Annotated in this window: 24 protein-coding genes; 17 read left to right on the top strand and 7 right to left on the bottom strand. The window is 56.1% G+C overall.

All coding sequences use genetic code 11. The features are described 5' to 3' along the window. Positions 1-253: 253 nt before the first annotated feature. Positions 254-1,804, bottom strand: a complete 1,551-nt coding sequence (locus ACXAF0_RS00120) for an OmpA family protein (RefSeq protein ID WP_475342701.1) — start codon at positions 1,802-1,804, stop codon at positions 254-256. A 219-nt stretch (positions 1,805-2,023) separates the two neighbouring features. Between ACXAF0_RS00120 and ACXAF0_RS00115 the strand changes: the two genes are divergently transcribed. The 6 genes from ACXAF0_RS00115 to ACXAF0_RS00090 all read left to right on the top strand — a co-directional run bounded on the left by ACXAF0_RS00115 (position 2,024) and on the right by ACXAF0_RS00090 (position 7,876). Next, complete coding sequence (locus ACXAF0_RS00115; RefSeq protein ID WP_475342699.1) at positions 2,024-2,902, top strand: HpcH/HpaI aldolase/citrate lyase family protein; 879 nt, start codon at positions 2,024-2,026, stop codon at positions 2,900-2,902. Between the two features lie 120 nt (positions 2,903-3,022). Then, complete coding sequence (locus tag ACXAF0_RS00110) at positions 3,023-4,072, top strand: MaoC family dehydratase (protein ID WP_475342698.1); 1,050 nt, start codon at positions 3,023-3,025, stop codon at positions 4,070-4,072. Between the two features lie 404 nt (positions 4,073-4,476). Beyond that, positions 4,477-4,857, top strand: a complete 381-nt coding sequence (gene sdhC / locus ACXAF0_RS00105; RefSeq protein ID WP_475342696.1) for a succinate dehydrogenase, cytochrome b556 subunit — start codon at positions 4,477-4,479, stop codon at positions 4,855-4,857. 26 nt (positions 4,858-4,883) lie between these two features. Beyond that, a complete protein-coding gene (sdhD, locus tag ACXAF0_RS00100; protein WP_475342694.1) occupies positions 4,884-5,267 on the top strand; it encodes a succinate dehydrogenase, hydrophobic membrane anchor protein in 384 nt (127 codons plus the stop codon). 4 nt (positions 5,268-5,271) lie between these two features. Further along, positions 5,272-7,068, top strand: coding sequence for a succinate dehydrogenase flavoprotein subunit (gene sdhA / locus ACXAF0_RS00095; protein WP_475342692.1), 1,797 nt, complete (start codon positions 5,272-5,274; stop codon positions 7,066-7,068). A gap of 25 nt (positions 7,069-7,093) precedes the next feature. Beyond that, the gene (locus tag ACXAF0_RS00090) at positions 7,094-7,876 is read left to right on the top strand and encodes a succinate dehydrogenase iron-sulfur subunit (RefSeq protein WP_008888450.1); all 783 of its coding nucleotides are present in this window, start codon (positions 7,094-7,096) and stop codon (positions 7,874-7,876) included. 111 nt (positions 7,877-7,987) lie between these two features. On the opposite strand, the gene ACXAF0_RS00085 is transcribed toward ACXAF0_RS00090, so the two are convergent. Both ACXAF0_RS00085 and ACXAF0_RS00080 read right to left on the bottom strand, forming a co-directional pair. After that, positions 7,988-8,332 carry a type II toxin-antitoxin system RelE/ParE family toxin gene (locus tag ACXAF0_RS00085; protein WP_475342689.1) on the bottom strand — a complete coding sequence of 115 codons (345 nt, stop codon included), beginning with the start codon at positions 8,330-8,332 and terminating at the stop codon, positions 7,988-7,990. Beyond that, positions 8,322-8,591, bottom strand: coding sequence for a ribbon-helix-helix domain-containing protein (locus ACXAF0_RS00080; RefSeq protein ID WP_475342687.1), 270 nt, complete (start codon positions 8,589-8,591; stop codon positions 8,322-8,324). Before ACXAF0_RS00080 ends, ACXAF0_RS00085 begins: the two co-directional genes overlap by 11 nt. A gap of 146 nt (positions 8,592-8,737) precedes the next feature. Between ACXAF0_RS00080 and ACXAF0_RS00075 the strand changes: the two genes are divergently transcribed. Next, entirely contained in the window at positions 8,738-9,532 is a 795-nt protein-coding gene (locus ACXAF0_RS00075) for a tetratricopeptide repeat protein (RefSeq protein WP_475342685.1), read from the top strand. Positions 9,533-9,538: 6 nt separating this feature from the next. Then, positions 9,539-10,213, top strand: a complete 675-nt coding sequence (locus ACXAF0_RS00070) for an HAD family hydrolase (protein WP_475342683.1) — start codon at positions 9,539-9,541, stop codon at positions 10,211-10,213. A gap of 6 nt (positions 10,214-10,219) precedes the next feature. On the opposite strand, the gene ACXAF0_RS00065 is transcribed toward ACXAF0_RS00070, so the two are convergent. The 4 genes from ACXAF0_RS00065 to puuE all read right to left on the bottom strand — a co-directional run bounded on the left by ACXAF0_RS00065 (position 10,220) and on the right by puuE (position 13,295). Next, complete coding sequence (locus tag ACXAF0_RS00065; RefSeq protein WP_475342680.1) at positions 10,220-10,726, bottom strand: ureidoglycolate lyase; 507 nt, start codon at positions 10,724-10,726, stop codon at positions 10,220-10,222. 12 nt (positions 10,727-10,738) lie between these two features. Further along, entirely contained in the window at positions 10,739-11,755 is a 1,017-nt protein-coding gene (alc, locus tag ACXAF0_RS00060) for an allantoicase (RefSeq protein WP_475342678.1), read from the bottom strand. A gap of 76 nt (positions 11,756-11,831) precedes the next feature. After that, complete coding sequence (gene uraD / locus ACXAF0_RS00055) at positions 11,832-12,359, bottom strand: 2-oxo-4-hydroxy-4-carboxy-5-ureidoimidazoline decarboxylase (RefSeq protein WP_475342675.1); 528 nt, start codon at positions 12,357-12,359, stop codon at positions 11,832-11,834. 21 nt (positions 12,360-12,380) lie between these two features. After that, positions 12,381-13,295, bottom strand: coding sequence for an allantoinase PuuE (gene puuE, locus ACXAF0_RS00050; RefSeq protein ID WP_475342672.1), 915 nt, complete (start codon positions 13,293-13,295; stop codon positions 12,381-12,383). Positions 13,296-13,728: 433 nt separating this feature from the next. Here puuE and uraH point away from each other — a divergent pair, with 433 nt between their 5' ends. The 9 genes from uraH to ACXAF0_RS00005 all read left to right on the top strand — a co-directional run bounded on the left by uraH (position 13,729) and on the right by ACXAF0_RS00005 (position 24,835). Then, positions 13,729-14,082 carry a hydroxyisourate hydrolase gene (uraH, locus tag ACXAF0_RS00045; protein ID WP_287444072.1) on the top strand — a complete coding sequence of 118 codons (354 nt, stop codon included), beginning with the start codon at positions 13,729-13,731 and terminating at the stop codon, positions 14,080-14,082. Between the two features lie 8 nt (positions 14,083-14,090). Further along, entirely contained in the window at positions 14,091-15,587 is a 1,497-nt protein-coding gene (xdhA, locus tag ACXAF0_RS00040) for a xanthine dehydrogenase small subunit (protein WP_475342667.1), read from the top strand. Beyond that, positions 15,580-17,976 (top strand): xanthine dehydrogenase molybdopterin binding subunit, encoded by a 2,397-nt coding sequence (xdhB, locus tag ACXAF0_RS00035; RefSeq protein ID WP_475342663.1) that lies wholly within the window; start codon positions 15,580-15,582, stop codon positions 17,974-17,976. Before xdhA ends, xdhB begins: the two co-directional genes overlap by 8 nt. A gap of 3 nt (positions 17,977-17,979) precedes the next feature. Next, complete coding sequence (xdhC, locus tag ACXAF0_RS00030; protein WP_475342658.1) at positions 17,980-19,014, top strand: xanthine dehydrogenase accessory protein XdhC; 1,035 nt, start codon at positions 17,980-17,982, stop codon at positions 19,012-19,014. Between the two features lie 374 nt (positions 19,015-19,388). Next, positions 19,389-19,862 (top strand): nucleoside deaminase, encoded by a 474-nt coding sequence (locus ACXAF0_RS00025; protein WP_475342655.1) that lies wholly within the window; start codon positions 19,389-19,391, stop codon positions 19,860-19,862. A 63-nt stretch (positions 19,863-19,925) separates the two neighbouring features. Continuing rightward, entirely contained in the window at positions 19,926-21,557 is a 1,632-nt protein-coding gene (locus ACXAF0_RS00020; RefSeq protein WP_475342651.1) for an ABC transporter ATP-binding protein, read from the top strand. After that, on the top strand, positions 21,544-22,623 hold the full coding sequence (locus ACXAF0_RS00015; RefSeq protein WP_475342647.1) for an ABC transporter permease: 1,080 nt from the start codon (positions 21,544-21,546) through the stop codon (positions 22,621-22,623). Before ACXAF0_RS00020 ends, ACXAF0_RS00015 begins: the two co-directional genes overlap by 14 nt. Then, positions 22,623-23,543, top strand: a complete 921-nt coding sequence (locus ACXAF0_RS00010) for an ABC transporter permease (protein ID WP_475342644.1) — start codon at positions 22,623-22,625, stop codon at positions 23,541-23,543. The genes ACXAF0_RS00015 and ACXAF0_RS00010 overlap by 1 nt, the downstream gene beginning before the upstream one ends. Positions 23,544-23,752: 209 nt before the next feature. Next, positions 23,753-24,835: a BMP family ABC transporter substrate-binding protein gene (locus ACXAF0_RS00005; protein ID WP_475342641.1), complete on the top strand. Its 1,083-nt coding sequence runs from the start codon at positions 23,753-23,755 to the stop codon at positions 24,833-24,835. The last annotated feature ends 62 nt before the right edge of the window (positions 24,836-24,897 follow it).

Raw genomic sequence — 24,897 nt, 5'->3', positions numbered from 1 at the left:
ACGACGGATGTCGCCTGCAAAGTCATCGCAAAGGGTACGTTCGGAAGCAAACCATCCATCTTTGCGGACCGAGATGTCCTTGGCCAAGCGCCGTGTTTTGCCGATCAATGGCAAGCTATAAAGAACACTTTTGAAAAACAGTTTTACTTCATCCCACCACGCAATGACGAGAATAACGAAGATCGCTGTCAGGACGGCTGCGCCGATTATGGCGCGATAGGCGAGCAGAAATGCGTAAAGTTCATCCATTTTATTATTCCGTACCTTTGGCGATTTCAAGCGTCATATCGTTTGCAAATACTTTGTTGTCTTTGTCGTAATAAATCCGCGCTTTTGCCGATTTTTGCTTCGCGGCATCAAGCGGGAATACGGCATCAACGCATCTGACAGGCCAAGCGTCCTCTTCAAAGAAAACGCGATACACAACACCATTTTCACCGACATAGGATCGCGCAAATCCTTCCGCGCTGAGCGTCGCATCCTGATCACCGGGCTTGTAGTTTTCGAAGACAAACAAGCCCGGTGATTTGTCAACAAGCCCGCTGTCTTCCAGAACGGCAACTTTGGTAAGGCCAACCAGATGGTCGTTGACGCTGTCGTGCCATGTGGTTGAGTAAAGCCCTGAAATATAATCTGATGTTCGATGAACCGGTTTGTCACCATCAAGGGAGATGATGTTTCCGACCGGGCGATAGCTGTCATTTATACACGTGGTGCCAAGCATGATGTCGTCGCCATCGGATGCTTGCGCCTCGGATACCGGCCACAAGGAGGAGAGAAGAGACTTTTCTTCCTCGGCTTTTTCGATGTTGGTGGCCAGATTTTGGTCAAACTCGTTAATAGGCAATCCGCCAAAGTCGATGGATCTGCCTGTTTTTAGTGCGGCGATCATACTTTTAGCTGTCGGAGCCTGCTCTGACTTTGTTTGACTCTGGCTGGTTGATTTCGATTTTTGTGGGGGTTGTGGTGCGTCAGGTACTTCCAATGATTGTGCAACCCGCGCTGGAAGTGTTGGGCTGCTCTCGACAAAGTTATCGTAAGCAATGATGCCTTGCTCAGAGCCGAGTTCAACAACTTCTACGCGACGGTTAGCTGCGCGACCGTCTGGTAAGAGATTACTTGCAATCGGTCGGTCCGCGCCTGCTCCCTTATAATAAAGGTCGGCAATGTCCACACCGCTACTTTCAAAGATTTTGGCGACTTCTCTGGCGCGTTTTTCCGAAAGATCTCTGTTGAGTTGGTCCGGGCCGGTTGAGTCGGTGTGTCCGACGATCAGAACTTTACGATTTTTGCCGGCATAAGTTATCGCAAGCTGCTTTAGGTCTTCGGCAGCGGACTTCGTAGGAATATGCGAGCCCGTTGGGAACATTGCCGCATTCGAGACAGTCACAACGACACCTTGTTCTGCTTCGTCAGGTTTTTTATCGGGGTTCACCCAGCTACTGGGTGCAGGGGCGGAGACTGCCTGAACGTTCAGCTCACTCTCTTTCATGCGTTTTTGAGCGGCAGCGATTTCTTTGCACCTGCTTTGCAAGTAAGACTGAAGTCCCTTGCCTGCGAGGCCACCTGCTGCGCCGCCTGCCACAGTTGCAAGGCCGCGGTTGTCTCCGCCAGCAAGCAATCCGATGCCGATGCCGATAATGGCGCCACCAATGACATAGGCTGCTTCGTTGTATTCACATTCTCCGTTTGCACCCGGTGTGGTGCTAAGGAAATTCGTGCCGGAACCATTGGTTACACAACCACTTAATAGGCTGGTGGCACACAAGGTTGCGATCAGGGCCTTTGCAGGCTTGATTTTCATGTGAATCCCCAAATTCAATCAGTATATGCATCTGTTCCCACTAATACTCTTAATGCTATACTGACAAGATCAGCAAGCATTGTTTCAATACCGATTAACTGGTAGCGGAACCGAATGCCGCACCGCAAAAATTGGGTTGCAGGGGAAAACAAGTTTGGGTAATTTTCGTAAAAATTAAATTCAAATATTGTACGAATATTATCAAGCGGGAGATTCCTGATGGCTGCTGCCCCACGTCCGCGCCGTTCTGTTCTGTATATGCCGGGCTCGAATGCGCGTGCCCTTGAAAAGGGCCGCACCCTTCCCGCCGATGGGCTTATTCTGGATGTTGAGGATGCGGTGGCCCCTGATGCCAAGGATACCGCACGTGATCAGATTGTCAGCGCTTTGGCTGAGGGCGGTTATGGCAAACGTGAAATCCAGATCCGCACCAATGGACTGAATACCCCATGGGGCTATGCCGATATCGTGGCGGCGTCCAAAACATCGGCGGATGCCATCCTGCTGCCCAAGGTCGAAAGTGCCGATACCGTCCGTCAGGTCGCCACGATCATGGAGGCCGAAGGCGCGCATGAAGGCATGACCATCTGGTGCATGATGGAAACCCCGCTTGCGATGCTTAATGCCAAGGAAATTGCAGGCGCCCATCCGCGTTTGGGCGGGTTTGTCATGGGAACGTCGGACCTTGCCAAGGATCTGAACTGTGCCCATACCCCGGACCGTTTGCCGATGGTGACCAGCCTTGGTCTGTGCCTGCTGGCGGCACGGGCCTATGGGCTGGCGATCCTTGATGGTGTGCATCTTGATCTGTCGGATGATGCCGGGTTTGAGGCGTCCTGCAAGCAGGGGCGCGAGTTCGGCTTTGATGGCAAGACGCTTATTCATCCCAAAACCATTGCGGCTGCCAATGCGGCCTTTGCCCCGGCAGAGGCCGAGATCGACTGGGCACGCAAAATCATTGCTGCCCATGAAGAGGCCAGTGCTGCAGGCAAGGGCGTTGTCGTGGTGGATGGCAAGCTGATTGAAAATCTGCATGTGGTGTCGGCCAAGAAGCTGGTCGCGATGGCAGATTTGATCGCGGAAATGGACGGGGCATAAGCGCCAACTCACCAGCATGCAAACGGTGCGCGCCGAATAAAGAATGGCTGCATTCAAGACAGCCAAAGCCGCGCGCATCGGGATCTCATAGAAAATCCGGCCTTTCAGGGAGGCAATTGAATGTCAAAGACCAATCCGGGCAATTATTTTGAGGATTTCCAGATCGGACAGGAAATCCGCCATGCGACCCCACGCACAATCACCAGCGGTGATGTGGCGCTTTATACCGGGTTGTATGGCCCGCGCTTTGCCGTGCAGTCATCGGATGAGTTTGCCCAAAGCATCGGCTTTAAGGCGGCTCCCGTGGATGATTTGCTGGCCTTTCACATGGTGTTTGGCAAGACGGTGCCTGATGTGTCGCTGAATGCGGTGGCCAATCTCGGCTATGCCGGGGGGGTGTTTGGGGTGCCGGTTTATCCGGGCGATACGGTCAGTTCGGTTTCGACCGTGACCGGGATCAAGGAAAACTCCAACGGCAAGACCGGTGTGGTTTACGTCAATTCCGTCGGGCGCAATCAGCGCGGCGAGATGGTGCTGGATTACAATCGCTGGGTCATGGTGCGCAAACGCGATGAAAATGCGCCGGCCCCGAAAACGGTCCTGCCGGAATTGCCAGGTGTGGTCGCACCCGAAGCGTTCCAGATCCCGGTCGGGCTCGATGCATCGGCCTATTCAACTCAACTGGCGGGATCACCGCATTGCTGGGATGATTACTATGTCGGCGAGAAGATCGATCATGTCGATGGCATGACCCTTGAAGAAGCCGAACATCAGATTGCAACCCGGCTGTATCAAAACACCGCCAAGGTCCATTTCGATCAGGTCGCGGCCAATGGCGGGCGGTTTGGCAAGCGGCTTATTTATGGCGGGCACATCATATCGCTGTGCCGGGCGCTGTCATTTAACGGGCTTGGCAATGCTTTCCGGATTGCCGCGATCAATGCCGGGACACACGCCAATCCGGCCTTTGCCGGGGATACGATCTTTGCCTGGTCGGAGGTTCTGGGTAAATTTGAAGTGCCCGGTCGGCGTGACCTTGGTGCTTTGCGCCTGCGCCTTGTTGCGGTGCGTGATCGTCAGTCCAGTGACTTCCCGCTTAAAGGTGCGGATGGCAAATATGCGTCTGACGTGTTGCTTGATTTTGATTATACGGTGTTGATTCCGCGCTGACTCGCCGGAAAACGGTGGGCTGCTTAATGGTTCGTTTGGCTAGAGCGCGCTATTTTAAGTGCGCGCGGTGGCCTGATCTTGATCGAAAGGCCGCGCGTTCATAAGTGTTAGCAACAAATTAGACCCGATCCGAAGGCAGTTTCCTTGCGTAAGAAGGTCTAATTGTGCGATTGCTAAAAGCACGTTACGCCGTATGTGAAAGACCCGTGTCTTTTGCAGCGCCCATCCCGCAGGGTGTTTACGGTGTCTGAGAGGTCAACCTACGTAGTTCAACGGAGGCAGTTGAGGCGTTTTTGTCACTGAAATCTTTGGTTTAAAAAGGGGTTCAGATTGACTCAAACCCGCTGCATGGGTAAATAAACCCTGCTTTCCCGCCAGCTACTTTGAGAAGAGGCAATTCCGTTATGAGCAAAGCCAATCGGCCGCTGTCTCCGCATTTGCAGGTGTACCGGCTTCCGATGACGGCAAAGATGTCCATCTCCTTCCGTGCGATGGGTGTCGGCCTTGCCATTGGTTTCGTATTTTTGGCGTCCTGGCTGATTGGTGCCGGCGCTGGTCGTGATGCCTTTGACGGCTATCACGGATTTTTCACCTCGTGGTTTGGTCTGCTGCTGCTGTTCGGATGGACGGCGGCGTTTTATTACCACGCTTGCAACGGTATCCGTCACCTTATCTGGGATACTGGTCGCGGCCTGACGAATGAGGGTGCTGCAAAAGGCAACCCGATCGTCTTTGGCGCGGCAATCGTGCTGACCATTCTCACCTGGATCATCGGTCTGGCCTAAGGCCGGGCAAGAGGGGACAACTTGTCATGAAGATGCAATCCGATCTGGGCCGTGTCCGCGGTCTCGGTTCTGCCAAAAGCGGCTCTTCGCACTGGTGGACCCAGCGCGTAACGGCTGCGGCCAACCTTCCGCTCGGCATCTGGTTCATTGTTTCGATTCTTGCCGGGCATACGGCAGATTACGACGCCGTCCAGGCTTGGCTGGGCTCGTACTTCCATTCGACCATGATGATCCTGATGATCATCAGTGTTGCCGTGCATTTCACGCACGGTCTGCAGGTCGTGATCGAAGATTATGTGCACAACCGTAAAGCAGAAATGATCTCGCTGATGCTGATCAAGGCTGTGGCAGCCTTCCTGTCTGTCGCCGCGATCATTTCAGTCCTGCGTATCGTTTTTGCCGGAGCCTGAGCCAATGAGTGAATCTTATAAAATTATCGACCATAACTACGACGTCGTTGTTATGGGTGCGGGGGGCGCGGGTCTGCGCGCGACACTGGGTACGGTTGAAGCCGGGCTCAAAACCGCATGTATCACCAAGGTCTTCCCGACCCGTTCGCACACCGTTGCTGCCCAGGGCGGTATCGGTGCATCGCTTGGCAACATGTCCGAGGATCACTGGCAGTGGCATATGTATGACACCGTCAAGGGTTCCGACTGGCTCGGTGACCAGGACGCGATCGAATATATGTGCCGTAACGCCGTTCCGGCGGTTCATGAACTTGAACATTACGGCATGCCGTTCTCGCGTACTGAAGATGGCAAAATCTATCAGCGTCCGTTCGGTGGTCACACCCGTGATCACGGCAAGGCGCCGGTTGAACGTGCTTGTGCTGCGGCTGACCGTACCGGTCACGCCATGCTGCATACCCTTTATCAGCAGTGCCTGAAAAACAAAGCCGAGTTCTTTGTCGAATATATCGCCCTTGATCTGATCATGGACGAAGACGGTTCGTGCAAAGGTCTGGTGGCCTGGGATCTTGATTCCGGTGAACTGCACCGCTTTAACGCCAAAATGGTCATTCTGGCATCTGGTGGTTATGGCCGTGCGTTCTTCAGCTGCACCTCGGCCCATACCTGTACCGGTGACGGTCATGGCATGGTGGCCCGTGCAGGTCTTGGCCTGCAGGATATGGAATTTGTTCAGTTCCACCCGACCGGCATTTACGGTTCAGGCTGCCTGATCACCGAGGGTGCCCGTGGTGAAGGTGGCTACCTGACCAACTCCGAAGGCGAACGTTTCATGGAACGTTATGCGCCGACCGTTAAGGACCTTGCATCGCGTGACGTTGTGTCGCGTGGTATGGCACAGGAAATCCGTGATGGTCGTGGTGTTGGCGAGCACGGCGAATACATCCACTTGCACCTCGAACATCTTGGTTCGGAAGTGCTGTGGGAACGTCTGCCGGGCATTACCGAAACCGCGAAAATCTTTGCCGGTGTTGATGCGACCAAGGAACCGATCCCGGTCCTGCCGACGGTCCATTACAACATGGGCGGTATCCCGACCAACTATAAGGGCGAAGTTCTGCGTCCGACTGCCAAAGACCCGAACGCAATCGTTCCGGGCCTGATGGCAGCGGGTGAAGCAGCCTGCGTTTCGGTCCATGGTGCAAACCGTCTGGGTACGAACTCGCTGCTCGATCTTGTTGTGTTTGGTCGTGCATGCGGTCTACATGCAGCCGAAGTCGTTGATGGCAAGGCATCCTTCAAGGAACTCAAAACCACCGATGGCGACGAGGCGATCGCACGCTTTGATCGTCTGCGCTGGGCTAAGGGTTCGCGTCCGACGGCCGACATCCGTCTTGAAATGCAGCGTGTCATGCAGGGCAACTGCGGTGTGTTCCGGACCTCGGAAATCCTTAAAGAGGGCAAGGACAAGCTTTCTGAAACCGCCAAGACGCTTCCCGACGTCGGTGTTTCGGATCGCTCCCTCATCTGGAACTCGGACCTGGTCGAGACTCTCGAGCTTGAGAACCTGATGACCTGTGCCGCAGCAACCATGAATTCGGCAGAAGCGCGTCATGAATCGCGTGGTGCACATGCCCACGAAGATTTCCCGAAGCGTGATGACGAAACCTGGATGAAGCACACGATTGCGACTGTCGACACCGACAAGGGCTATGGCGTTGATCTGACCTATCGTCCGGTCAATACCTTCACCCTCACCGATGAAGTGTCGTATATCGAGCCGAAAGAGCGCGTCTATTAAGGCGCGGCAAGAGAGGATTTGAGAGATGGTAGAATTCAATCTTCCCGCCAATTCGGTCGTCAAAGAGGGCAAAACGTTCTCTGCGCCGGCTGACGCGAAGAATGTCCGTGCGTTCAAGATTTACCGTTTTGATCCGGACAGTGGCGACAACCCGCGTACCGACACCTATGACATCGACCTCGACAAGTGCGGGCCGATGGTTCTCGACGCGCTGATCAAGATCAAGAACGAGATCGACGCGACGCTCACCTTCCGCCGTTCCTGCCGTGAAGGCATTTGCGGTTCGTGTGCGATGAACATTGATGGCCGTAACACGCTTGCGTGTCTGAAGCCGATCGAAGACATCAAGGGCGAGGTGAAGATCTATCCGCTGCCGCATATGCCGGTGGTCAAGGATCTGGTGCCGGATCTGTCCCAGCCTTACGCTCAGCTTGCATCGATCGAGCCGTGGCTCAAGGCTGACAGCCCGACCCCGCCGGACGGCGAACGTCTGCAGTCGCGTGAAGAGCGCGCCAAGCTTGATGGTCTGTGGGAATGCATTCTGTGCTTCTCCTGCTCGACCGCGTGCCCGTCCTACTGGTGGAACTCCGACCGTTACCTCGGCCCGGCGGTTCTGCTGCAGGCGTATCGTTGGTTGGCTGACTCGCGTGACGAATATACCGGTGAGCGTCTCGATGCACTCGAAGATCCGTTCCGCCTGTATCGTTGCCACACGATCATGAACTGCACCAACACCTGCCCGAAAGGTCTGAACCCGGCCCTTGCGATCACCGAAATCAAAAAAATGATCGCAGAACGCCGCGCCTGATGAAGGCTAGGCAGTGTTGCCCTGATATTGGCGTTTAACGCCAGCATGTTAAAGCCGCCGAGGATCCAATGATCCCGGCGGCTTTTTCTTTGCCGAACGGATCGTGGATACCTATTGAAGCAGCCTGGCCAGCATGTGGCGGACATGATCCTGACCGCCAAAGAAGATGGCGAGGATGCGGACGTTTTTGGCGTCCTCAAGGATGTCAAACCAAACGATGGCGCGGCCAAGTGTCACGTGACGAAGTCCGGGTGCGATGGCGTCATGCAAGGTGCCGCAATAAGGCGCAGTGCCCAGTTTTTCGATATCGCCGTGAATATCCATCAAGCGTTGATGTGCGTGCGAGATCGCACTGTCGGCGGCTTCCCCAAACCCGACATAGCTTTCGAATAGAAAGTTGAAAATCAGTTCAAAGTCACGTTCGGCATCTGCCGAATAGATGACCTCATAGGTCATGCGATGCGCGCTTCTTTGTGGCGATGACTGAAAGCCGATCTTTCATCGCAGTGCTGGCGATAAACTCACCCTCGCGCCGCGCCGTGATGATTTGGCGCAGTGCTTCGGTTTCTAAAGACTCGGTTTCGGATTTATGGCGCAGCAACTCAAGACCTTGCTGAAGCACGGCGCTGACACTGGGATATTTGCCTTGTGCAACAAGCTCCCGTGCATACGCGTTCTGGTCATCTGTTAAAGAGATAGAGGATTTTACAGTCATGGCGACCTCCTTCGTTTTTTAATGGTGTGACCCAGTAGCACCAAAGTCAAGTTCGGGCTGTGATTTTGTCGCGCTTTGTTAATATCTGTCTTACGTAAAACCGCTAAAGTGCTGGTCGGGTTTTCATCAAGCAGGGAACGTTCATCTTGCCCCATCGCCGTATTTCATCTGTTCGTGCTTTTGCCCCGTTTGTTGGTCTGGGTTTGCTGTTGGGCCTGGCTGCCTGCGGGGAAACCGGTTCGAAGTGGGAAGCGCAGGATATGTTTGCGGCACCCACCGAGCAAAAGGTCGATGATCGCTATCGGGCGATGATTGATTTCAAGGCCTTGGCACGCGACGCGGCGGGCAAGGAATATGCCGCCGGACCAAATGCGACGGTGATGGGTGCTGTTGAGGAAGCGGTTGCCATGTGCCAGCAGGCCAATGCGCAAGGCTGCAAGGCCGTAAGAGTCGGGTTAACCTGGGTTGATGGCCTTGATCAGCCATCGATTGAAAGCGTGATTTCGTCTTACCGCGATACCATGACGGCCGAAGCCTATCAGGCGGCAGGTCAGGGCAATATGGGGGCGGCTAATTGGCTGGCGTACCATTATGCCGTGCGCGGCGAGAATTTGCAGGAAGCCGAGCGTCTGTCAAAGCAGGCCCTGCAGGTTGTCCCCGATGACCCCGGTGCGCTTGATACCTATGGCTTGATCCTGTATCGGCAGGGTCGCTACCCGGAAGCCGAGGACGTATTCATTCGGGTGAACAAGGCGATGCCAACGGCCGAGCATATCGCGCATTTCGCCGACAATGCGTTGGCGATGGGGAAAACCGAAATGGCACGGGCGGCTTATCAGCGTGCCCTTCAGGCCGGTGCCGGTCCGGTGCTTTCGCAGACCATTCAGAAACGGTTGCTGGCGTTGGACCTTAATGGCGGGGCGGCGGCCCCGGCGCAATAAGCATTTATGATCGAACACATCATCTTTGATTGTGATGGGGTTCTGATTGATAGCGAGATTTTGTCTTTCGCTGTTGATGAGAAGCTGCTGCCCGACTATGGCGTCACGATTACGGCGGGCGAGCTGGCGCGCGATTTTGGTGGTGTGACATACGGTGAAATGATCGCAGCACTCAATGCCCGGTTCGGAGCGGAGATTGAAGCCGTTTCCTATCAGGCGCGCTGCGAGGCTGAACTGGCCCGGACCTTTGAAAGTGAATTGCGGTCGATTGCCGGTATTCCTGATCTTTTGCGTAATATCCCCGGTCCGGTCGCCTTGGCATCGGGCAGTGATCTGGCCAGGCTCGATCAATGTTTGCGTCTGACCGATCTTGCAGGCTTTTTCGAAGGCCGGGTGTTTTCCGCCGAACAAGTCTCGCGTGGCAAGCCTGCACCGGATGTATTTCTGTTGGCGGCATCGTCATGCGGCTGGATGCCAGAACATTGTCTGGTAATCGAAGACAGCCCATCAGGCATTCATGCTGCCAAGGCAGCCGGCATGCAATCAGTTGGTTTTCTGGGTGGGGCGCATCGTAGTAAGGCGGATGCAGCGATCCTGCGTGATGCCGGGGCAGGGTATGTTGCAGGTAACAGCGCAGAGCTGCACGGTTACCTGCAAGAGCTTGGACTGATTTCGGGCTAGATCGGGTCACGCCCAATCAAGGGTGATGACTTCGCCATCGACCAATGGCAGGTCGACCTCATTGAGGTTATTGCCCGGGCCAGAGCGATCGACGATCAGAAAGTCGCTGTCTTCTTCAAGGACGAGCAACGGGTGGTGCCAGACGTTTTTGGCGTAGGTCACGCCCTGGGTGCCGTCCGAAAGAAACGCGCGCAGGTCTTCGGGCTTGGGTGTATCGGTGCCCGTGGCCACCACAATCAGGAACTTCTGTCCCGCGAGCGGGATGAAGGCCTGTGAGCCCAACGGGTGGCGTTCCATCATTTTGATTTCAATCGGCTTGGGCCGGGGCGTGCCGCGAAAGATGCTAATGATCGGGGTACCGCCTTCGTCCGCGACATCAACGCGCGAGATATCATGGAACCGGGTCGTGGTGCCCTGATTGATCTTGTAGCTATCGCGCGCGGTCGCGGTCGAGATGACCTCGCCAAAGGGCGCGAAGGCCTCTGGCGTCAGATGTTCGATGGGAAGCTGCATGACTTGGCCCCGTTACTTGGTTGGTTTGCCAAGGATGCGCAAACGGCTGATGCCGCCGTCGGGGATCGAATTGACGCGCAGATGGGTGACCGGGCCATTGACGTTAAGCGCGGAGGCATCAAATTCATGAATGTGATCTGCCTGCATCTTGCTTTCCGGCAGGATGGTTGACCAGAACATCGAACGTGCGCGCAGTGATTTGTCCTTTTCACCATCGACAAAGGCTCCTTGAATGGAAACGCGGTCCGGGTAGTTGCCCTTGAAGTGGCAGGTATCGACGATGATTTTTGCGATCTCGCCGGGATTGCCCAGTTCGACAATCAGCCATTCATTGCCCGGTTCACGACGACGGCGAGTTTCCCAACCATCGCCCATATTGACCCCGCGTCCGGGTGCCAGAATGGCGTTCGGGTTGCCGTAATGGGCATCGGACCAGTCGACAACCACACCGCCATTGATCATGGCAGCGAGATCGACCTGCTCGCCCTTGGCGGCCATTTCTGTCCAGTCGCGGTTCGGGCGACCATAAACGCGCAGACGCGCCACCCCACCATCGGGATAAATGTGCAGGCGAACATGGGTATAGATCGCATCTGAGCTCACATCGGCGTAGTGATGCGCACTGGCGCCAAGACCCATGGGGGTAACGATTTCATCCCAAGTCGCATCATCGGCCGGGTCGCCATCGGGGCAGTAGCAGCCTTCAAGGGATGCGGCCGGCGGGAAGTTGCCGGTGAAGTGGCTGGTATCGATATCGACCCCGTAAATACGGCCCGAGGTCGCCAAACGCACCACACAGTAATCATGGCCTTCGACACGTTTGCGGCGGCTTTCCCAGCCATCCATCCATTTGCCGTGATCGTCATAGCGATCGGGATAAAACACCGCATCAGCAGTTTGCAGCATGCGCTGCTTGTCGGCGAAGAAATCGTCGGTCGCAAAGATTGCTTCTGCGCCCAGACGTTCGTCGGCCAGATTGACAAAGCGCCGTGCAAATTCCGGAGCGTCGGTGTTTTCCTGATGGCTCATGGTCGTATTATCCTGAAATAGTCGTTTATTATTTGGCAGTCGTTATTGGTCACCGGATCGGGTGCTGCGGGTCATCCTACAGCGCTTCGAGCCGCAATTTGGCAATGCGGTGAACCTGTGCGATCGCCTCGTTGAATTCGGTTTCGGTATCATTCTTCACGCGGCGTTCAAACGCATCGAGAATATCGGTGCGATGGAACCCCTTGACCGCAAAGATGAACGGAAAACCGAACTTCTGTTTATAGAGGTCATTGAGCTCGGTAAAGCGGGCAAGTTCATCGGGTGTGCATTGATCAAGCCCGGCACCCTTTTGCTCGCTTTGAGATGATTTGGTCAAATCCGCCAGCGCAAGCTTGCCTGCAAGATCGGGATGGGCGCGCAGAAGCGAGAGTTTGTCATCATCAACCGCACCATTGACGATGGCCGCCATGGCATCGGCAAGGGATGCAGGGTTATCAAGCTCGGTGGTGATGCCGCGCTCATAGAGCTGATGGGCAACCCACGGCGAATGTTCATAAACCCAGCCATAAAGCGAGACAAAGGCGCTTTCGGCCAAGGTGCTTGGCGGGCGGGTTTCAAACAGGGATTGGGTGGTTTCTGTCATTGGGACCTTGGGTTGTTTTAATTAGCCGCCAAAGGGGTGATGTTCGCGCCAGTGGCGCGCAATATCAATCCGGCGGGCAAACCAGACATTGTCGTGGCTTTGGACATAATCGACAAAGCGTTTGAGTGCGGCAAAACGGCCCGGACGTCCGACGAGACGGCAATGCAAACCAATCGACATCATGCGTGGGGTTTCGCTGCCTTCTTCATAAAGCGTGTCGAAGCTGTCCTTGAGATACTGGAAATACTGTTCACCGGAATTGAAGCCCTGCATGGCGGCAAAGCGCATGTCATTGGCATCAAGGGTATAGGGCACGATCAGGTGCGGGGTGTCGGTCTGGGTGCTCCAGAACGGCAGTTCGTCACTGTAATCATCCGCGTCATACAAGAATCCGCCTTCCTCCGCCACCAGACGGCGGGTATTGGGGCTGGTGCGCCCGGTATACCAGCCCAGCGGGCGTTCGCCGGTGACGTCCTTGATGATCTCGATCGCCTTGTGAAGATGTTCGCGTTCCTGATCTTCTGGCATGTATTGGTAATCAATCCAGCGATAACCGTGCGAGCAGATCTCGTGACCGTCCTTTATGGCGACTTCACCGACGCGCGGATGGCGGGCCAGCGCCATGGCGACGGCAAAAATGGTGATGGGGATCTGACGTTCGCGAAACAGGTTCAGGATCCGCCAGACACCAACACGCGAGCCATATTCATAGATCGACTCCATGCTCATATGGCGGACGCCTTCGCGCATGTCGGCACCGATCATTTCCGAGAGGAAGGCTTCAGACGCGCGGTCACCATGCAGGATGCAGTTTTCGCCGCCTTCTTCGTAATTCAACACGAACTGAACAGCGACGCGCGCCTTGTTCGGCCAGTTGGCCTTGGGCGGGTTTTCACCGTAACCAATCAAATCACGCGCATATGTCTGGTCGTTCATGCGAACCTTCTCCTGAATTCTGTGGGATTGATCCCGTACGCCCGGCTTTGTTGTCGGGCCTGTTTGGTGTAGCATTAACCATTGGCCGCAACGCAGCAAGAAAGAAACCTGTGCATGGCGGGCCAACGACGTGTCGCACTATCAAGGCTGTTTTGATAATGTTCCTGGACGGGATCAAACAAGGGCCACGTTTTTCGCGGTCTTTCAGGGCGTTTCGCCTGTGTTTGCGTTCATAGTGCCTGAAACTGTTGTTTTCGTTTTTCAAAGAATTGTTGATATAGTTTCACTTTATCGCCTCTTTCCCCCGGACGGGGTGTAATGCGACGATTTTAAATCGCTTAAAAATTGGTTCGGCACAAAAACACAAACAGAATGCCGACCACGGGGAGAAGCGACCGCTCATAAAATAATAGAACGAGAGAGGAGGCCCGGCATGGGACGACTGACCACCCATGTACTGGATACGGCGAAAGGCTGCCCGGCTGCCGGAATCCGCATTGAGCTGCATCGCTTTGGCAATGGCCATGATGACATGGTTGCCGAAGCCGTGACCAATGCCGATGGCCGCACCGACGGGCCGATGCTGGAAGGTGCCTCTTTCAAACCGGGTCAGTATCAGCTTGTTTTCCATGCTGGCGATTATTTTGATGCCAGCGGTACCGAACTCCCGGATCCGAAGTTCCTGGATCAGGTCGTGATCCGCTTCGGCATTTCCGACGGGCAGGCGCATTATCATGTGCCGCTGTTGCTGTCGCCGTTCGGCTATTCCACCTATCGCGGCAGCTGAGGTCAGACATGGCAAGTGCGACCGGATCCTTCCGTTCTGATATCCGTTTTCTGCTTGGCGACGAGGAACGCAGCCTGCGCGATGTCGATCCGCAGATGACGGTTCTTGAGTATCTGCGCCTGACTGAGCGCAAGGCGGGAACGAAGGAAGGCTGTGCCGAGGGCGATTGTGGCGCCTGCACGGTGGTGCTGGGCGAACCCGACGGCAAAGGTGGCATGGCCTATCGCACGGTCAATGCCTGCATCCAGTTTGTCCCGGCCCTTGATGGCAAGCAGCTCCTGACCGTCGAGCATCTTAAATCCACCGATGGCAGCCTGCATCCGGTGCAGCAGGCGATGGTCGATACCCACGGATCGCAATGCGGTTTCTGCACGCCGGGCTTTGTCATGAGCCTGTATCAGCTGTGGCTGGATGGCGGCGAGGAGGACCGGGGCGCGATCAATGATGCGCTGGCCGGTAACCTGTGCCGTTGCACCGGCTATGGCCCGATTATCGAAGCCGCACGCAAGGCAGGTGGTGTTGCCGCCAATGACAGTAGCGAACAAAAACGCCGGGCCGATATTGCCGCCAGATTGAGCGCGATGGTTGAGGGCGAGGGCACGCTTGCGCTTGAACACCCTGCCGGGCAGTATTTTGCACCGCGCACGTCTGATGAATTGGCAGCGCTTTTGGTGGCGCACCCGGATGCCACGGTTCTGGCCGGGGGTACGGATGTCGGGCTTTGGGTGACCAAGATGCTAAAGCGTCTGGATCCGATCATCTACATCGGAGATGTTGCCGATCTGAAGTCGGTTACCGAGACCGATGATGCCTTGGTGATCGGGGCGGGTGTGACCTATAGCCGGGCGCATGATGCGCTGGGCCGGGTGGCAAGTGATGTCGGTGAGCTGGTGCGCCGGATCGGATCGCGGCAAATCCGCAATGCCGGCACGGTGGGTGGCAATATTGCCAACGGATCACCGATTGGCGATACGCCGCCGGCCTTGATTGCACTCGGGGCGAAGGTCGTGCTCCGCATGGGCGATGTCCGGCGTGAAGTACCGTTGGAAGAATTCTTTATCACCTATGGCAAGCAGGACCGCCATCCGGGCGAGTTTGTCGAAAGCGTGATTGTGCCCAAACCAAAAACTGGATTGGTGTTCAAGGCCTACAAAATCTCCAAACGTTTTGATCAGGATATTACCGCCGTTCTTGGGGCCTTTGCCATCAAGGTGGATGATAACGGCAAGGTTTCGGAATTCCGGGCGGCCTTTGGCGGTATGGCCGGAACGCCGATGCGCGCCAAGAAATGCGAAGCGGCCCTGATCGGCAAGGATTGGGATGAGGTGAACCTGAATGCCGCGCAGATGGCGCTGGCGACCGAGTTCGCGCCGATGAGTGATATGCGGGCATCGAAGGAATATCGCATGCTGGTGGCGCAAAACCTTTTGACCAAACTGTTTATCGAAACCAGTGCGCCTGACATTGCCACCCGCCTTGTTGGCAAGGAGGCGGCGCATGTCTAATCAAGCCATGAAAGCCGATAAGGACGAGGTGATTGCACCGACCGCCGGGTTAAGCGGTGGTGTCAGATCAAGCTCCAAACATGACAGTGGCCCGAAACATGTTGCGGGGGAAGCGGTCTATATTGATGACATCAATGAGCCGTTTGGAACGCTGCATCTGGCACCGGGGGCGTCGAACATTGCGCATGGCAAAATTACCAAGATGGACCTTTCGAAGGTCCGTTCTGCCCCGGGTGTGGTGTGTGTTCTGACTGCCGATGACATTCCCGGCGTGAATGATGTTTCGCCCGCGCATACCGATGATGAGCCGGTCCTGCCCGATGGCATCGTGCAGTTTTATGGTCAGCCGGTCTTTTGCGTGGCAGCCGAAACCCGCGCGCAGGCCCGTGCGGCCGCCCAGTCGGCCGAGATCGAATATGAAGAACTGCCCGCGGTTCTTGATGTTGCCGAGGCACTGGAAAAGCAGCTTTTTGTCGCGCCGCCACATGTCATGAAGCAGGGCGATGCCAAATCGGCCCTGGCGCGCGCCAAGCATCGCCAAACTGGTCGGATGGATATTGGCGGGCAGGATCATTTTTACCTGGAAGGCCATATCAGCTTTGCCATGCCGGGCGAGGATGGCGATGTGTTGCTGCATTGCTCCACCCAGCATCCATCGGAAGTGCAGCACAATATTGCCAATGTGCTGGGCCGTCCGGCCAATGCGGTCACGGTCGAGGTGCGCCGCATGGGGGGCGGCTTTGGCGGCAAGGAAACCCAGGCGATGCAATGGGCGGCCCTGGCGGCCATCGTTGCAACCAAAACCGGGCGTCCGGCCAAGTTCCGACTGGATCGTGATGACGACATGGTCATGACCGGCAAGCGCCATGACTTCATTGTTGATTATGATGTCGGCTTTGATGATGACGGGCGGATTTGCGGGCTCGATATCCAGTATGCGGCCAATTGCGGGTTCTCGGCCGATTTGTCTGCCGCGATTGCCGATCGTGCGATGTTCCATACGGATAATGCCTATTACCTTGGCGATGTTGAAATCCGGTCCTATCGCTGCAAGACCAACCTTGTGTCCAATACGGCCTTCCGGGGCTTTGGCGGGCCACAGGGGATGGTCGCGATTGAGCGCATCATTGATGAAATCGCGATGACGGTTGGGCGCGATCCGATGGATGTGCGCATTGCCAATTATTACGGCGGCAAGGGGCGCGATACGACGCCGTACCATATGGTGGTTGAGGATAATGTTCTTTCGGAGCTGACCGACGATATCCTGAAAGCCAGCGATTATCGCAAGCGCCGCGAAGAGATTACCGCGTTCAATGCCGAAAGCCCGGTCTTGAAAAAGGGCCTGTCCCTGACGCCGGTGAAGTTCGGGATTTCCTTCACCACGACGTTCCTGAACCAGGCGGGTGCGCTGATCCATGTGTATCAGGACGGGTCGGTGCATCTGAACCATGGCGGGACGGAAATGGGTCAGGGCCTGTTTATCAAGGTCGCCCAGGTCGTGGCCGAGGAATTCCAGATCGATCTTGATCAAATCAAGATCACGCCGACCAATACCGGCAAGGTACCAAATACATCGGCAACCGCGGCCTCAAGCGGGGCGGATATGAACGGCATGGCCGCGCGCGATGCGGCGATGACGATCAAGAACCGCCTGGTTGCCTTTGCTGCCGAAAAATACGGTGTTGCCGAAAGTGTTGTTCGCTTTGTGCCGGGCAAGGTCATTGTCGGTGACAAGGAAGAGTTGGCCTTTGCCGATCTGATCAAGCAGGCCTATCTGGCGCGCGTGTCATTGTCGGCGACCGGCTATTACGCGACGCCGAAAATCCATTATGACCGCGAAAGCGCATCAGGCCGACCGTTCTATTACTTTGCCTATGGCATGGCGTGTTCCGAGGTTCTGATTGATACCCTGACCGGGGAGTACAAGGTCACACGCGTTGATATCATTCATGATGTCGGACGGTCGTTGAACCCGGCGATTGACCTTGGTCAGATTGAAGGCGGCTTCATTCAGGGCATGGGGTGGCTGACGTCCGAAGAACTGTGGTGGGATGACAAAGGCAGCCTGCGCACCCATGCGCCGTCGACCTATAAAATCCCGGCATGTTCGGATCGGCCGGAAGATTTCAGGCTTGAGCTTTGGTCATCCGGACGAAACGTGGAAAAAACCGTTCATCGTTCAAAGGCGGTTGGTGAGCCGCCGTTGATGCTGGCGATTTCGGTGCATCGCGCGATTGCCGATGCGGTGGCCTCGGTGACCGATCACAAGATCGTCCCGGCTTTGGATACCCCGGCAACGCCCGAGGCGGTTTTGCATGCGGTCGCCGATTGTGCCAAGCGCATGATTGAACGGGTTCAATCCACGCAATCAATGGCGGGGGAATAGGTCATGACCCTGTCGCGCCGCGATCATATCAGGCTTTTGTCCCAACCGGGGCCAGTGATGCTGGTCAGTGTTGCGGCCATTCGCGGATCGACACCGCGCGAAGTGGGGGCCTTCATGCTGATTACGCCGGATGCAATTTCGGGCACGATTGGCGGTGGCAATCTTGAACATCAGGTCACACGCCGGGTGCGCGACGGACTGGATGCGGGGGCCGATAACCTTCCCCTTGCCGAAATCGTGCGTTTCCCACTGGGCCCGGGACTTGGGCAATGTTGCGGCGGATCGGTCGAGGTTGGCTTTCACCTGTTGCGCGGGGTGGCGAAAGAAACGCTGCGCACCGTGTTGCAAGAAATCGAGACGGCACCGATTTGTGGCGATGGCCACTGGGTGACCCTGCCGACCGATTGCAGCGAGATCATGCGGGTCAGTGGTACGCATGCCAAGATGTTGTCGGGCAGTTTCGCGGCGGTGCGCGGCGGGATTGTATCGCTGAACGGGGTGGAAACGCTTTGTTTGCGCCTTGATGATGCCCGCACGCCGATCTGGATTTTTGGCGCCGGTCATGTTGGCAAGGCAGTCGTGCAGGCCTTGGTGCCACTGCCGTTTGATATTCATCTGATCGATTCGCGCGATGACTTTCTGGCGGGTGTTGAGGGCGAAAATGTTCGTGTTTGTCAAAGTGATAAGCCCGAAGCCGAGGTCGCTGATATCCCGGCCGGGGCGCATGTTTTGATCTTAACGCATAACCATGCGCTTGATTTCGAGATCTGCCGGGCGGCTTTGGTGCGCAGTGACCTTGGTTTTGTTGGCATGATCGGCAGCCAAACCAAGCGTGCACGCTTCATCCGACGTCTTTCTGATCGGGGGTTGAGTGCGGTTGAAATCGGTCGTCTGACAACTCCGATTGGAATTCAAGGTATTAGCGGCAAACAGCCGGTGGTGATTGCAGCATCGGTTGCTGCACAGCTGTTGTCCGTGCGCGAAGCACAGATGGCGAATAAGCAAACCCCCAAATCCGCATCAGACGGGGTGGGCTGAGCTAGGGTCAGGACCTACTAATTTGATTGGAATGGCAGAGCTTATACTTGTGAAATACAAGGAAGATACCGCCAAGCGGGTTGGTATCCCGCTTAAGGGATTTGACGCAGGAGTTCGCAAATATAAGCTCTGTCCTTCGGATCACTCAGATTTGCACGGCCTACTTTGTCGCAAAACCTTGAAAGATAAATATCTTCCGGCGGTCTTGCTTCGCGTATCCGCACAAATCTGAGCGACCATTCGAACCAAATTAGTAGGTCCTGACCCTAAAGCCTTCTTTGAGGGCGACATTAATGATAAAGGGCCGCGCAATGACGGCCTGATCAGGCGGTTCGGGAAACCGGGCCGGAGGTTTCGTAGAGGAGAGTTTGGCTGTGTGTGACGCCAAGGGCCATATGCGCCATGCCGTGGATTTGTCGCGGCAAAAGATGGATGAGGGATGCGGTGGTCCGTTCGGGGCAATCATTGTGCGCAAAGGCGAGGTGATTGCTGAAGGATGGAACAACGTCACATCCCAGAACGACCCGACCGCCCATGCCGAGGTCAGCGCCATTCGCGCGGCCTGCGCAAAGTTGGGCACGTTCGATCTGTCCGGGTGTGAAATCTATACCAGTTGCGAACCTTGCCCGATGTGCCTTGCGGCGATCTATTGGGCCCGTCTGGACAAGATTTATTATGCCAATGGCCGCGAAGATGCCGCTGCCATCGGTTTTGATGATCAGTTCCTTTATGATGAGGTGGCAAAGCCGATCGAAGATCGTTCCTTGCCGACTATTCATGTCGATTTGCCCGAGGCGCGCGAAGTGTTTACCGCCTGGGATCTCAAAACCGACAAGATTGCTTATTGAGACCGTTTGATTGCAGTGCGTTATGGGGTAAAACCGCGTGTTGGGTGCAAGACATATCGCTAAATGGGGGTGGCAACAGTGACGTCAACGACCGGTGAAGCCGGGACAAATACCGTGAAGGGGGCAGGGCCTGCGCAGCTTGAAGTGCGCGGCGTGACCAAAGCCTTTCCGGGCTGTCTGGCCAATGACGATATCAGTTTCCGTATCGAGCCTGGTGAAATCCATGCGCTGTTGGGCGAAAACGGTGCAGGCAAAAGTACGCTTGTCAAAATCATCTATGGCGTCTTGCAGGCCGATGAGGGCGAGCTGATCTGGGAAGGCAAGCCGGTCACGATCGCAAGCCCGCATGATGCGCGCGAAATGGGGATCGGTCTGGTGTTCCAGCATTTCTCGCTGTTTGAAACCATGACGGTGCTTGAAAACATTGCACTGGCGATGAATGACGTGCGCGATATGGATGCGCTGCGCAAGCAGGTCGAGGAAGTTGAAAAGACCTATGGTCTGCCGCTTGATCCCGACCGTCATGTTTACACGCTTTCGGTCGGCGAACGTCAGCGCATCGAGATCGTGCGTTGTTTGCTGCAGAACCCGAAACTTCTGATCCTTGATGAGCCGACCTCGGTCCTGACCCCGCAGGAAGTCGAAAAGCTGTTTGAGACGCTGCGTCGTCTGGCCGATGAAGGCTGCGCGATCCTGTATATCAGCCACAAGCTGCACGAGGTAAAGGCGCTGTGCCAGAAGGCGACCGTGCTGCGCGGTGGCAAGGTTGTCGGTGGCTGTGATCCGCGTGAAGAAACCGCAAAATCCATGGCCGAAATGATGATCGGCCAGAAACTGACCGCACCGGATCGCGGCGAAGCCCGCCAGTTTGGGGATGTGCGCCTTGCGGTTTCCAACCTGTCGCTTGAAAGCGATGAGCAGTTCGGTACCGACCTTAAGGGCATTAATCTTGAGGTGCGCGGTGGGGAAATCATGGGCGTTGCCGGGGTTGCCGGTAATGGTCAGAACGAATTGTTCCGCGCCCTTGCCGGTGAAACCGAACAGGAAGCGGCCCCTGACAGCATCAAGATTGATGGCACGTCAGTCGCCCATTTCGGCCCGCGCCGTCGTCGTCGTCTGGGGGCGACATTCGTTCCCGAAGAACGTAACGGCCATGGGGCGGTGCCCGATATGAGCCTGTCGGAAAACGGGTTTTTGACCGCGTTTCGCCGCATGGCGCTGGCCGCAAAAGGTCTGATCCGCGAAGTGCCGACCAAGTCATTTGCCGATAACATCATCAAGACATTTGATGTCCGCACCACCGGTTCGGGGGCAGAGGCCGGGTCGCTTTCAGGCGGCAACCTTCAGAAATTTATTGTCGGGCGCGAGATTTTGCAGGACCCGGGGGTTCTGGTGATTTCCCAGCCGACCTGGGGTGTGGATGCCGGGGCGGCGAGTGCCATTCATCAGGCGTTGCTGGATCTGGCTGCCAAGGGCACGGCGGTTCTGGTGATTTCGCAGGACCTGGATGAGATTTATGCCATTTGTGACTCAGTGGTCGTGATGGCGGAGGGCAAGATGTCCAAACCGCGTCCGATGGCCGATGTCAGCATCGAGGAAATTGGTCTGTTGATGGGGGGGCTTCATGATCTTGAAGGCGACGTGACCCCGGCGAACAACACGCAAGTAGAGGGAGGTCGCGTTGGTCAGGCTTGAACCCCGTCGCCAGCATTCCCAGGCGATGGTTTATCTGTCGCCGGTTCTGGCAATCCTTATGACGCTTGTCGTCGGCGGGATCATCTTTGCCTTTCTGGGCAAGAACCCGTTTGATGCGCTTTATACGTTCTTCATTTTGCCGATCAATAACAGCTATGGCATCTCCGAGCTGTTCGTGAAGGCAACCCCGCTTGTCATCATTGCGGTTGGTCTTGCCATGGGCTTTCGGGCCAATGTCTGGAACATCGGGGCCGAAGGCCAGCTGACCATGGGGGCGATTTTCGGCGGTGGCTTGGCGCTGTATTTCCATGACAGCGAAAGCGTCCTTCTGATGCCGGCCATGTTTGTGCTGGGCGCGCTGGGCGGTGCCCTTTGGGGGGCGATCCCGGCGTTGTTGCGGACAAAATTTAACGCCAACGAAATTCTGACCAGCCTGATGCTGACCTATGTCGCGACGCTTTTCCTGAGCTTCCTCGTACATGGGCCGTGGCGGAACCCCGAAGGGTTCAACTTCCCGGAATCCCGTCCGTTCCCGGATGCGGGGTTGCTGCCGATCATCTTTGAAGGATCGCGCGTGCATCTTGGGACTGCGGTTGCGGTGCTGGTGGTGATTGCCGGTTGGCTGTTGCTGTCAAAATCCGTCATCGGTTTCCAGTTGCGTGTTGTCGGCAAGGCCCCACAGGCCGCCCGCCATGTCGGGTTCCGTCAGAAACGCATGGTGTGGTTTACCCTGCTTCTGGGCGGGGCACTGGCAGGCTTGGCCGGTTTGTTTGAAGTTGCCGGTCCGATCGGGCAGCTTCAACCATCCATCTCGCCGGGTTATGGCTTTACTGCGATTATCGTGGCGTTCCTTGGCCGGTTGCATCCGGTGGGCATTCTGTTTGGCGGTCTGATCATGGCGCTGACCTATTTGGGGGGCGAACTGGCGCAGATTACATTGGGTCTGCCCAATGCCGTGACCGGGCTGTTCCAGGGGATCTTGCTGTTCTTCCTGCTGGCCTGTGATGTTTTGACCAAATACCGCATTCGTTTCGGCTCCATCGCGGCAAAAGGGAGAACCGCATAATGGAATGGATTGTTCCCTTTATCCTGACGGTGATTACCGCATCCACCCCGCTTTTGCTGGCGGCAACCGGTGAGCTGGTTACCGAGAAGTCCGGCGTTCTCAACCTTGGTGTTGAAGGCATGATGCTGGTCGGCGCGATTGCCGGTTTTGCGGTGACGGCCTCAACCGGGTCAGCGATCCTTGGTATTCTGGCCGCGGTTGCGGCGGGGACCTTGATCTCGTTGATCTTTGCGTTTTTGACCCTGACGCTGATGGCCAATCAGGTGGCGACGGGCTTGGCACTGACGATTTTCGGCGTTGGTTTCTCGGCCCTGGTCGGATCGGGCTTTGTCGGCTTTGCGATTGAGCCGCTGCCAGCCCTTGCCATCCCGGGCATCAGCGCCATTCCGATTATCGGTCCGATCCTGTTTGGGCAGGATTTCCTCGTTTACCTGTCGATTGCGGTTGTGATCGGGGTGGCGTTGTTCCTTGCGAAATCGCGGGCGGGTCTTGTGCTTAAGGCGGTTGGGGATTCCCATCATTCGGCCCATGCGATTGGCTATTCCGTGATCAAGATCCGCTATCTGGCGACCATGTTTGGCGGCGCGATGGCGGGCCTTGGTGGTGCGTATCTGTCGCTGTCCTATACCCCGATGTGGGCAGAAAACATGACCGCCGGTCGTGGCTGGATTGCGTTGGCGCTGGTGGTGTTTGCCACTTGGCGTCCGGGGCGTCTGGTTGCCGGGGCCTATATGTTTGGCCTGATTTCGGTGATGCAGCTTCATGCACAGGGGGCTGGCATTCACGTGCCCAGCCAGTTCATGTCGATGCTGCCGTATCTGGCGACCGTGATCGTGCTGGTGATTATTTCAAGCGACCGTGCGAAAATCAGACTGAATGCGCCGGCCTGTATCGGGCAGGCGTTCAGAGCCGCCCAATAGGGTTTCGGCGGCTTTGTGTGCGGGACCGAAACACGTCAAATGATGTTTCGGCCCGACGGGAGGAAGACTGTACTTGCCAAACCTCACACAAGCCGGGCCACGGCTTGTTCGGTTTGTCTGAGTTTTGGTTTGTGCAGGAACGCGTCATTGATTGCGATCAGGAATTACGTATAAATCCTGATTGAGTGTCTAACAGGGAGACTGAAATTATGAATGCAAGCCTCGTGAAGCGCACACTTGCCGCCGTTGCGGCTGTTGGTGCCCTCGCAACCGGCATGGGTGCAGCCCAGGCCGAAGACGTTAAAGTCGGTTTTGTCTATGTCGGCCCGATTGGTGACCATGGTTGGTCCTATCGTCATGACATCGGCCGTCAGGCGATTGAAGCCGAACTCGGCGATGCTGCGACCACCAGCTATGTCGAAAGCGTGCCGGAAGGTGCCGATGCCGAGCGTGTGATCCGTCAGATGGCCCAAACCGGCCACAACCTGATCTTCACCACCTCGTTCGGTTACATGAACCCGACCGAAAAAGTCGCCAAGCAGTTCCCGGATGTGAAATTCGAACATGCAACCGGTTACAAGCGTGCCGACAACCTGTCGACCTATGCCGCACGTTTCTATGAAGGCCGTTATGTTGCTGGTGTGATCGCCGGTAAAATGACCAAGTCGAACGTTGTTGGCTATGTCGGTTCGTTCCCGATCCCGGAAGTTGTCCGTGGCATCAACTCCTTCATGATGGGCGCATGGTCGGTGAACCCGGACGTTGAAGTCAAAGTCGTTTGGGCCAACACCTGGTACGATCCGGGCAAGGAAGGCGATGCGGCCAAGGCGCTGATTGACCAGGGTGCAGACATCATGGTTCAGCACACCGACAGCCCGGCACCGCTTCAGGTTGCTGAAAACCGTGGAGTTCTTGGTTTCGGTCAGGCATCTGACATGATCAAGTTCGCACCGAAAGCACAGCTGACCGCGATCGTTGATAACTGGGACAGCTACTATGTTGCCCGTGCCAAGGCGGTTGCAGATGGTACCTGGGAATCCCAAGACACCTGGGGTGGCATCAACACCGGTATGGTCGAAATGGCACCGTACACCAACATGCCTGACGACGTGAAAGCACTGGCAGAAGAAACCGCTGCCAAGATTGCTTCGGGTGAATTCCACCCGTTCACCGGCCCGATCTATGACCAGGCTGGCGAACTGCGCATCGCAGAAGGCGAAGTTGCTGATGACGGCATGCTGCTGGGCATGGACTGGTACATCCAGGGCATCGACGCAGAACTGCCGAAATAAGTCAGGTTTCCGGTCCATCCGGATCGGTGAAATGACGAAGCCCCGTGCATTTAAGGTGCGCG

The organism is Thalassospira sp. ABD4_177, assembly GCF_056160125.1.
Note: the sequence above shows the minus strand (reverse complement) of the source record. Positions and strands in the feature narration are given on the sequence as shown.

Excerpts from the sequence above, each read along its gene's own strand:
- ACXAF0_RS00065 (WP_475342680.1), bottom strand. The coding sequence starts at position 10,726 with ATGCAGCTTCCCATCGAACATCTGACGCCAGAGGCCTTCGCGCCCTTT.
- uraD (WP_475342675.1), bottom strand. The coding sequence starts at position 12,359 with ATGACAGAAACCACCCAATCCCTGTTTGAAACCCGCCCGCCAAGCACC.
- puuE (WP_475342672.1), bottom strand. The coding sequence starts at position 13,295 with ATGAACGACCAGACATATGCGCGTGATTTGATTGGTTACGGTGAAAAC.
- ACXAF0_RS00120 (WP_475342701.1), bottom strand. The coding sequence starts at position 1,804 with ATGAAAATCAAGCCTGCAAAGGCCCTGATCGCAACCTTGTGTGCCACC.
- xdhB (WP_475342663.1), top strand. The coding sequence starts at position 15,580 with ATGTCTAATCAAGCCATGAAAGCCGATAAGGACGAGGTGATTGCACCG.
- ACXAF0_RS00085 (WP_475342689.1), bottom strand. The coding sequence starts at position 8,332 with ATGACCTATGAGGTCATCTATTCGGCAGATGCCGAACGTGACTTTGAA.
- ACXAF0_RS00110 (WP_475342698.1), top strand. The coding sequence starts at position 3,023 with ATGTCAAAGACCAATCCGGGCAATTATTTTGAGGATTTCCAGATCGGA.
- xdhA (WP_475342667.1), top strand. The coding sequence starts at position 14,091 with ATGGCAAGTGCGACCGGATCCTTCCGTTCTGATATCCGTTTTCTGCTT.
- ACXAF0_RS00115 (WP_475342699.1), top strand. The coding sequence starts at position 2,024 with ATGGCTGCTGCCCCACGTCCGCGCCGTTCTGTTCTGTATATGCCGGGC.
- ACXAF0_RS00010 (WP_475342644.1), top strand. The coding sequence starts at position 22,623 with ATGGAATGGATTGTTCCCTTTATCCTGACGGTGATTACCGCATCCACC.
- ACXAF0_RS00020 (WP_475342651.1), top strand. The coding sequence starts at position 19,926 with ATGGGGGTGGCAACAGTGACGTCAACGACCGGTGAAGCCGGGACAAAT.
- uraH (WP_287444072.1), top strand. The coding sequence starts at position 13,729 with ATGGGACGACTGACCACCCATGTACTGGATACGGCGAAAGGCTGCCCG.
- ACXAF0_RS00070 (WP_475342683.1), top strand. The coding sequence starts at position 9,539 with ATGATCGAACACATCATCTTTGATTGTGATGGGGTTCTGATTGATAGC.
- ACXAF0_RS00080 (WP_475342687.1), bottom strand. The coding sequence starts at position 8,591 with ATGACTGTAAAATCCTCTATCTCTTTAACAGATGACCAGAACGCGTAT.
- xdhC (WP_475342658.1), top strand. The coding sequence starts at position 17,980 with ATGACCCTGTCGCGCCGCGATCATATCAGGCTTTTGTCCCAACCGGGG.
- ACXAF0_RS00090 (WP_008888450.1), top strand. The coding sequence starts at position 7,094 with ATGGTAGAATTCAATCTTCCCGCCAATTCGGTCGTCAAAGAGGGCAAA.
- ACXAF0_RS00005 (WP_475342641.1), top strand. The coding sequence starts at position 23,753 with ATGAATGCAAGCCTCGTGAAGCGCACACTTGCCGCCGTTGCGGCTGTT.
- sdhA (WP_475342692.1), top strand. The coding sequence starts at position 5,272 with ATGAGTGAATCTTATAAAATTATCGACCATAACTACGACGTCGTTGTT.
- sdhC (WP_475342696.1), top strand. The coding sequence starts at position 4,477 with ATGAGCAAAGCCAATCGGCCGCTGTCTCCGCATTTGCAGGTGTACCGG.
- alc (WP_475342678.1), bottom strand. The coding sequence starts at position 11,755 with ATGAGCCATCAGGAAAACACCGACGCTCCGGAATTTGCACGGCGCTTT.
- sdhD (WP_475342694.1), top strand. The coding sequence starts at position 4,884 with ATGAAGATGCAATCCGATCTGGGCCGTGTCCGCGGTCTCGGTTCTGCC.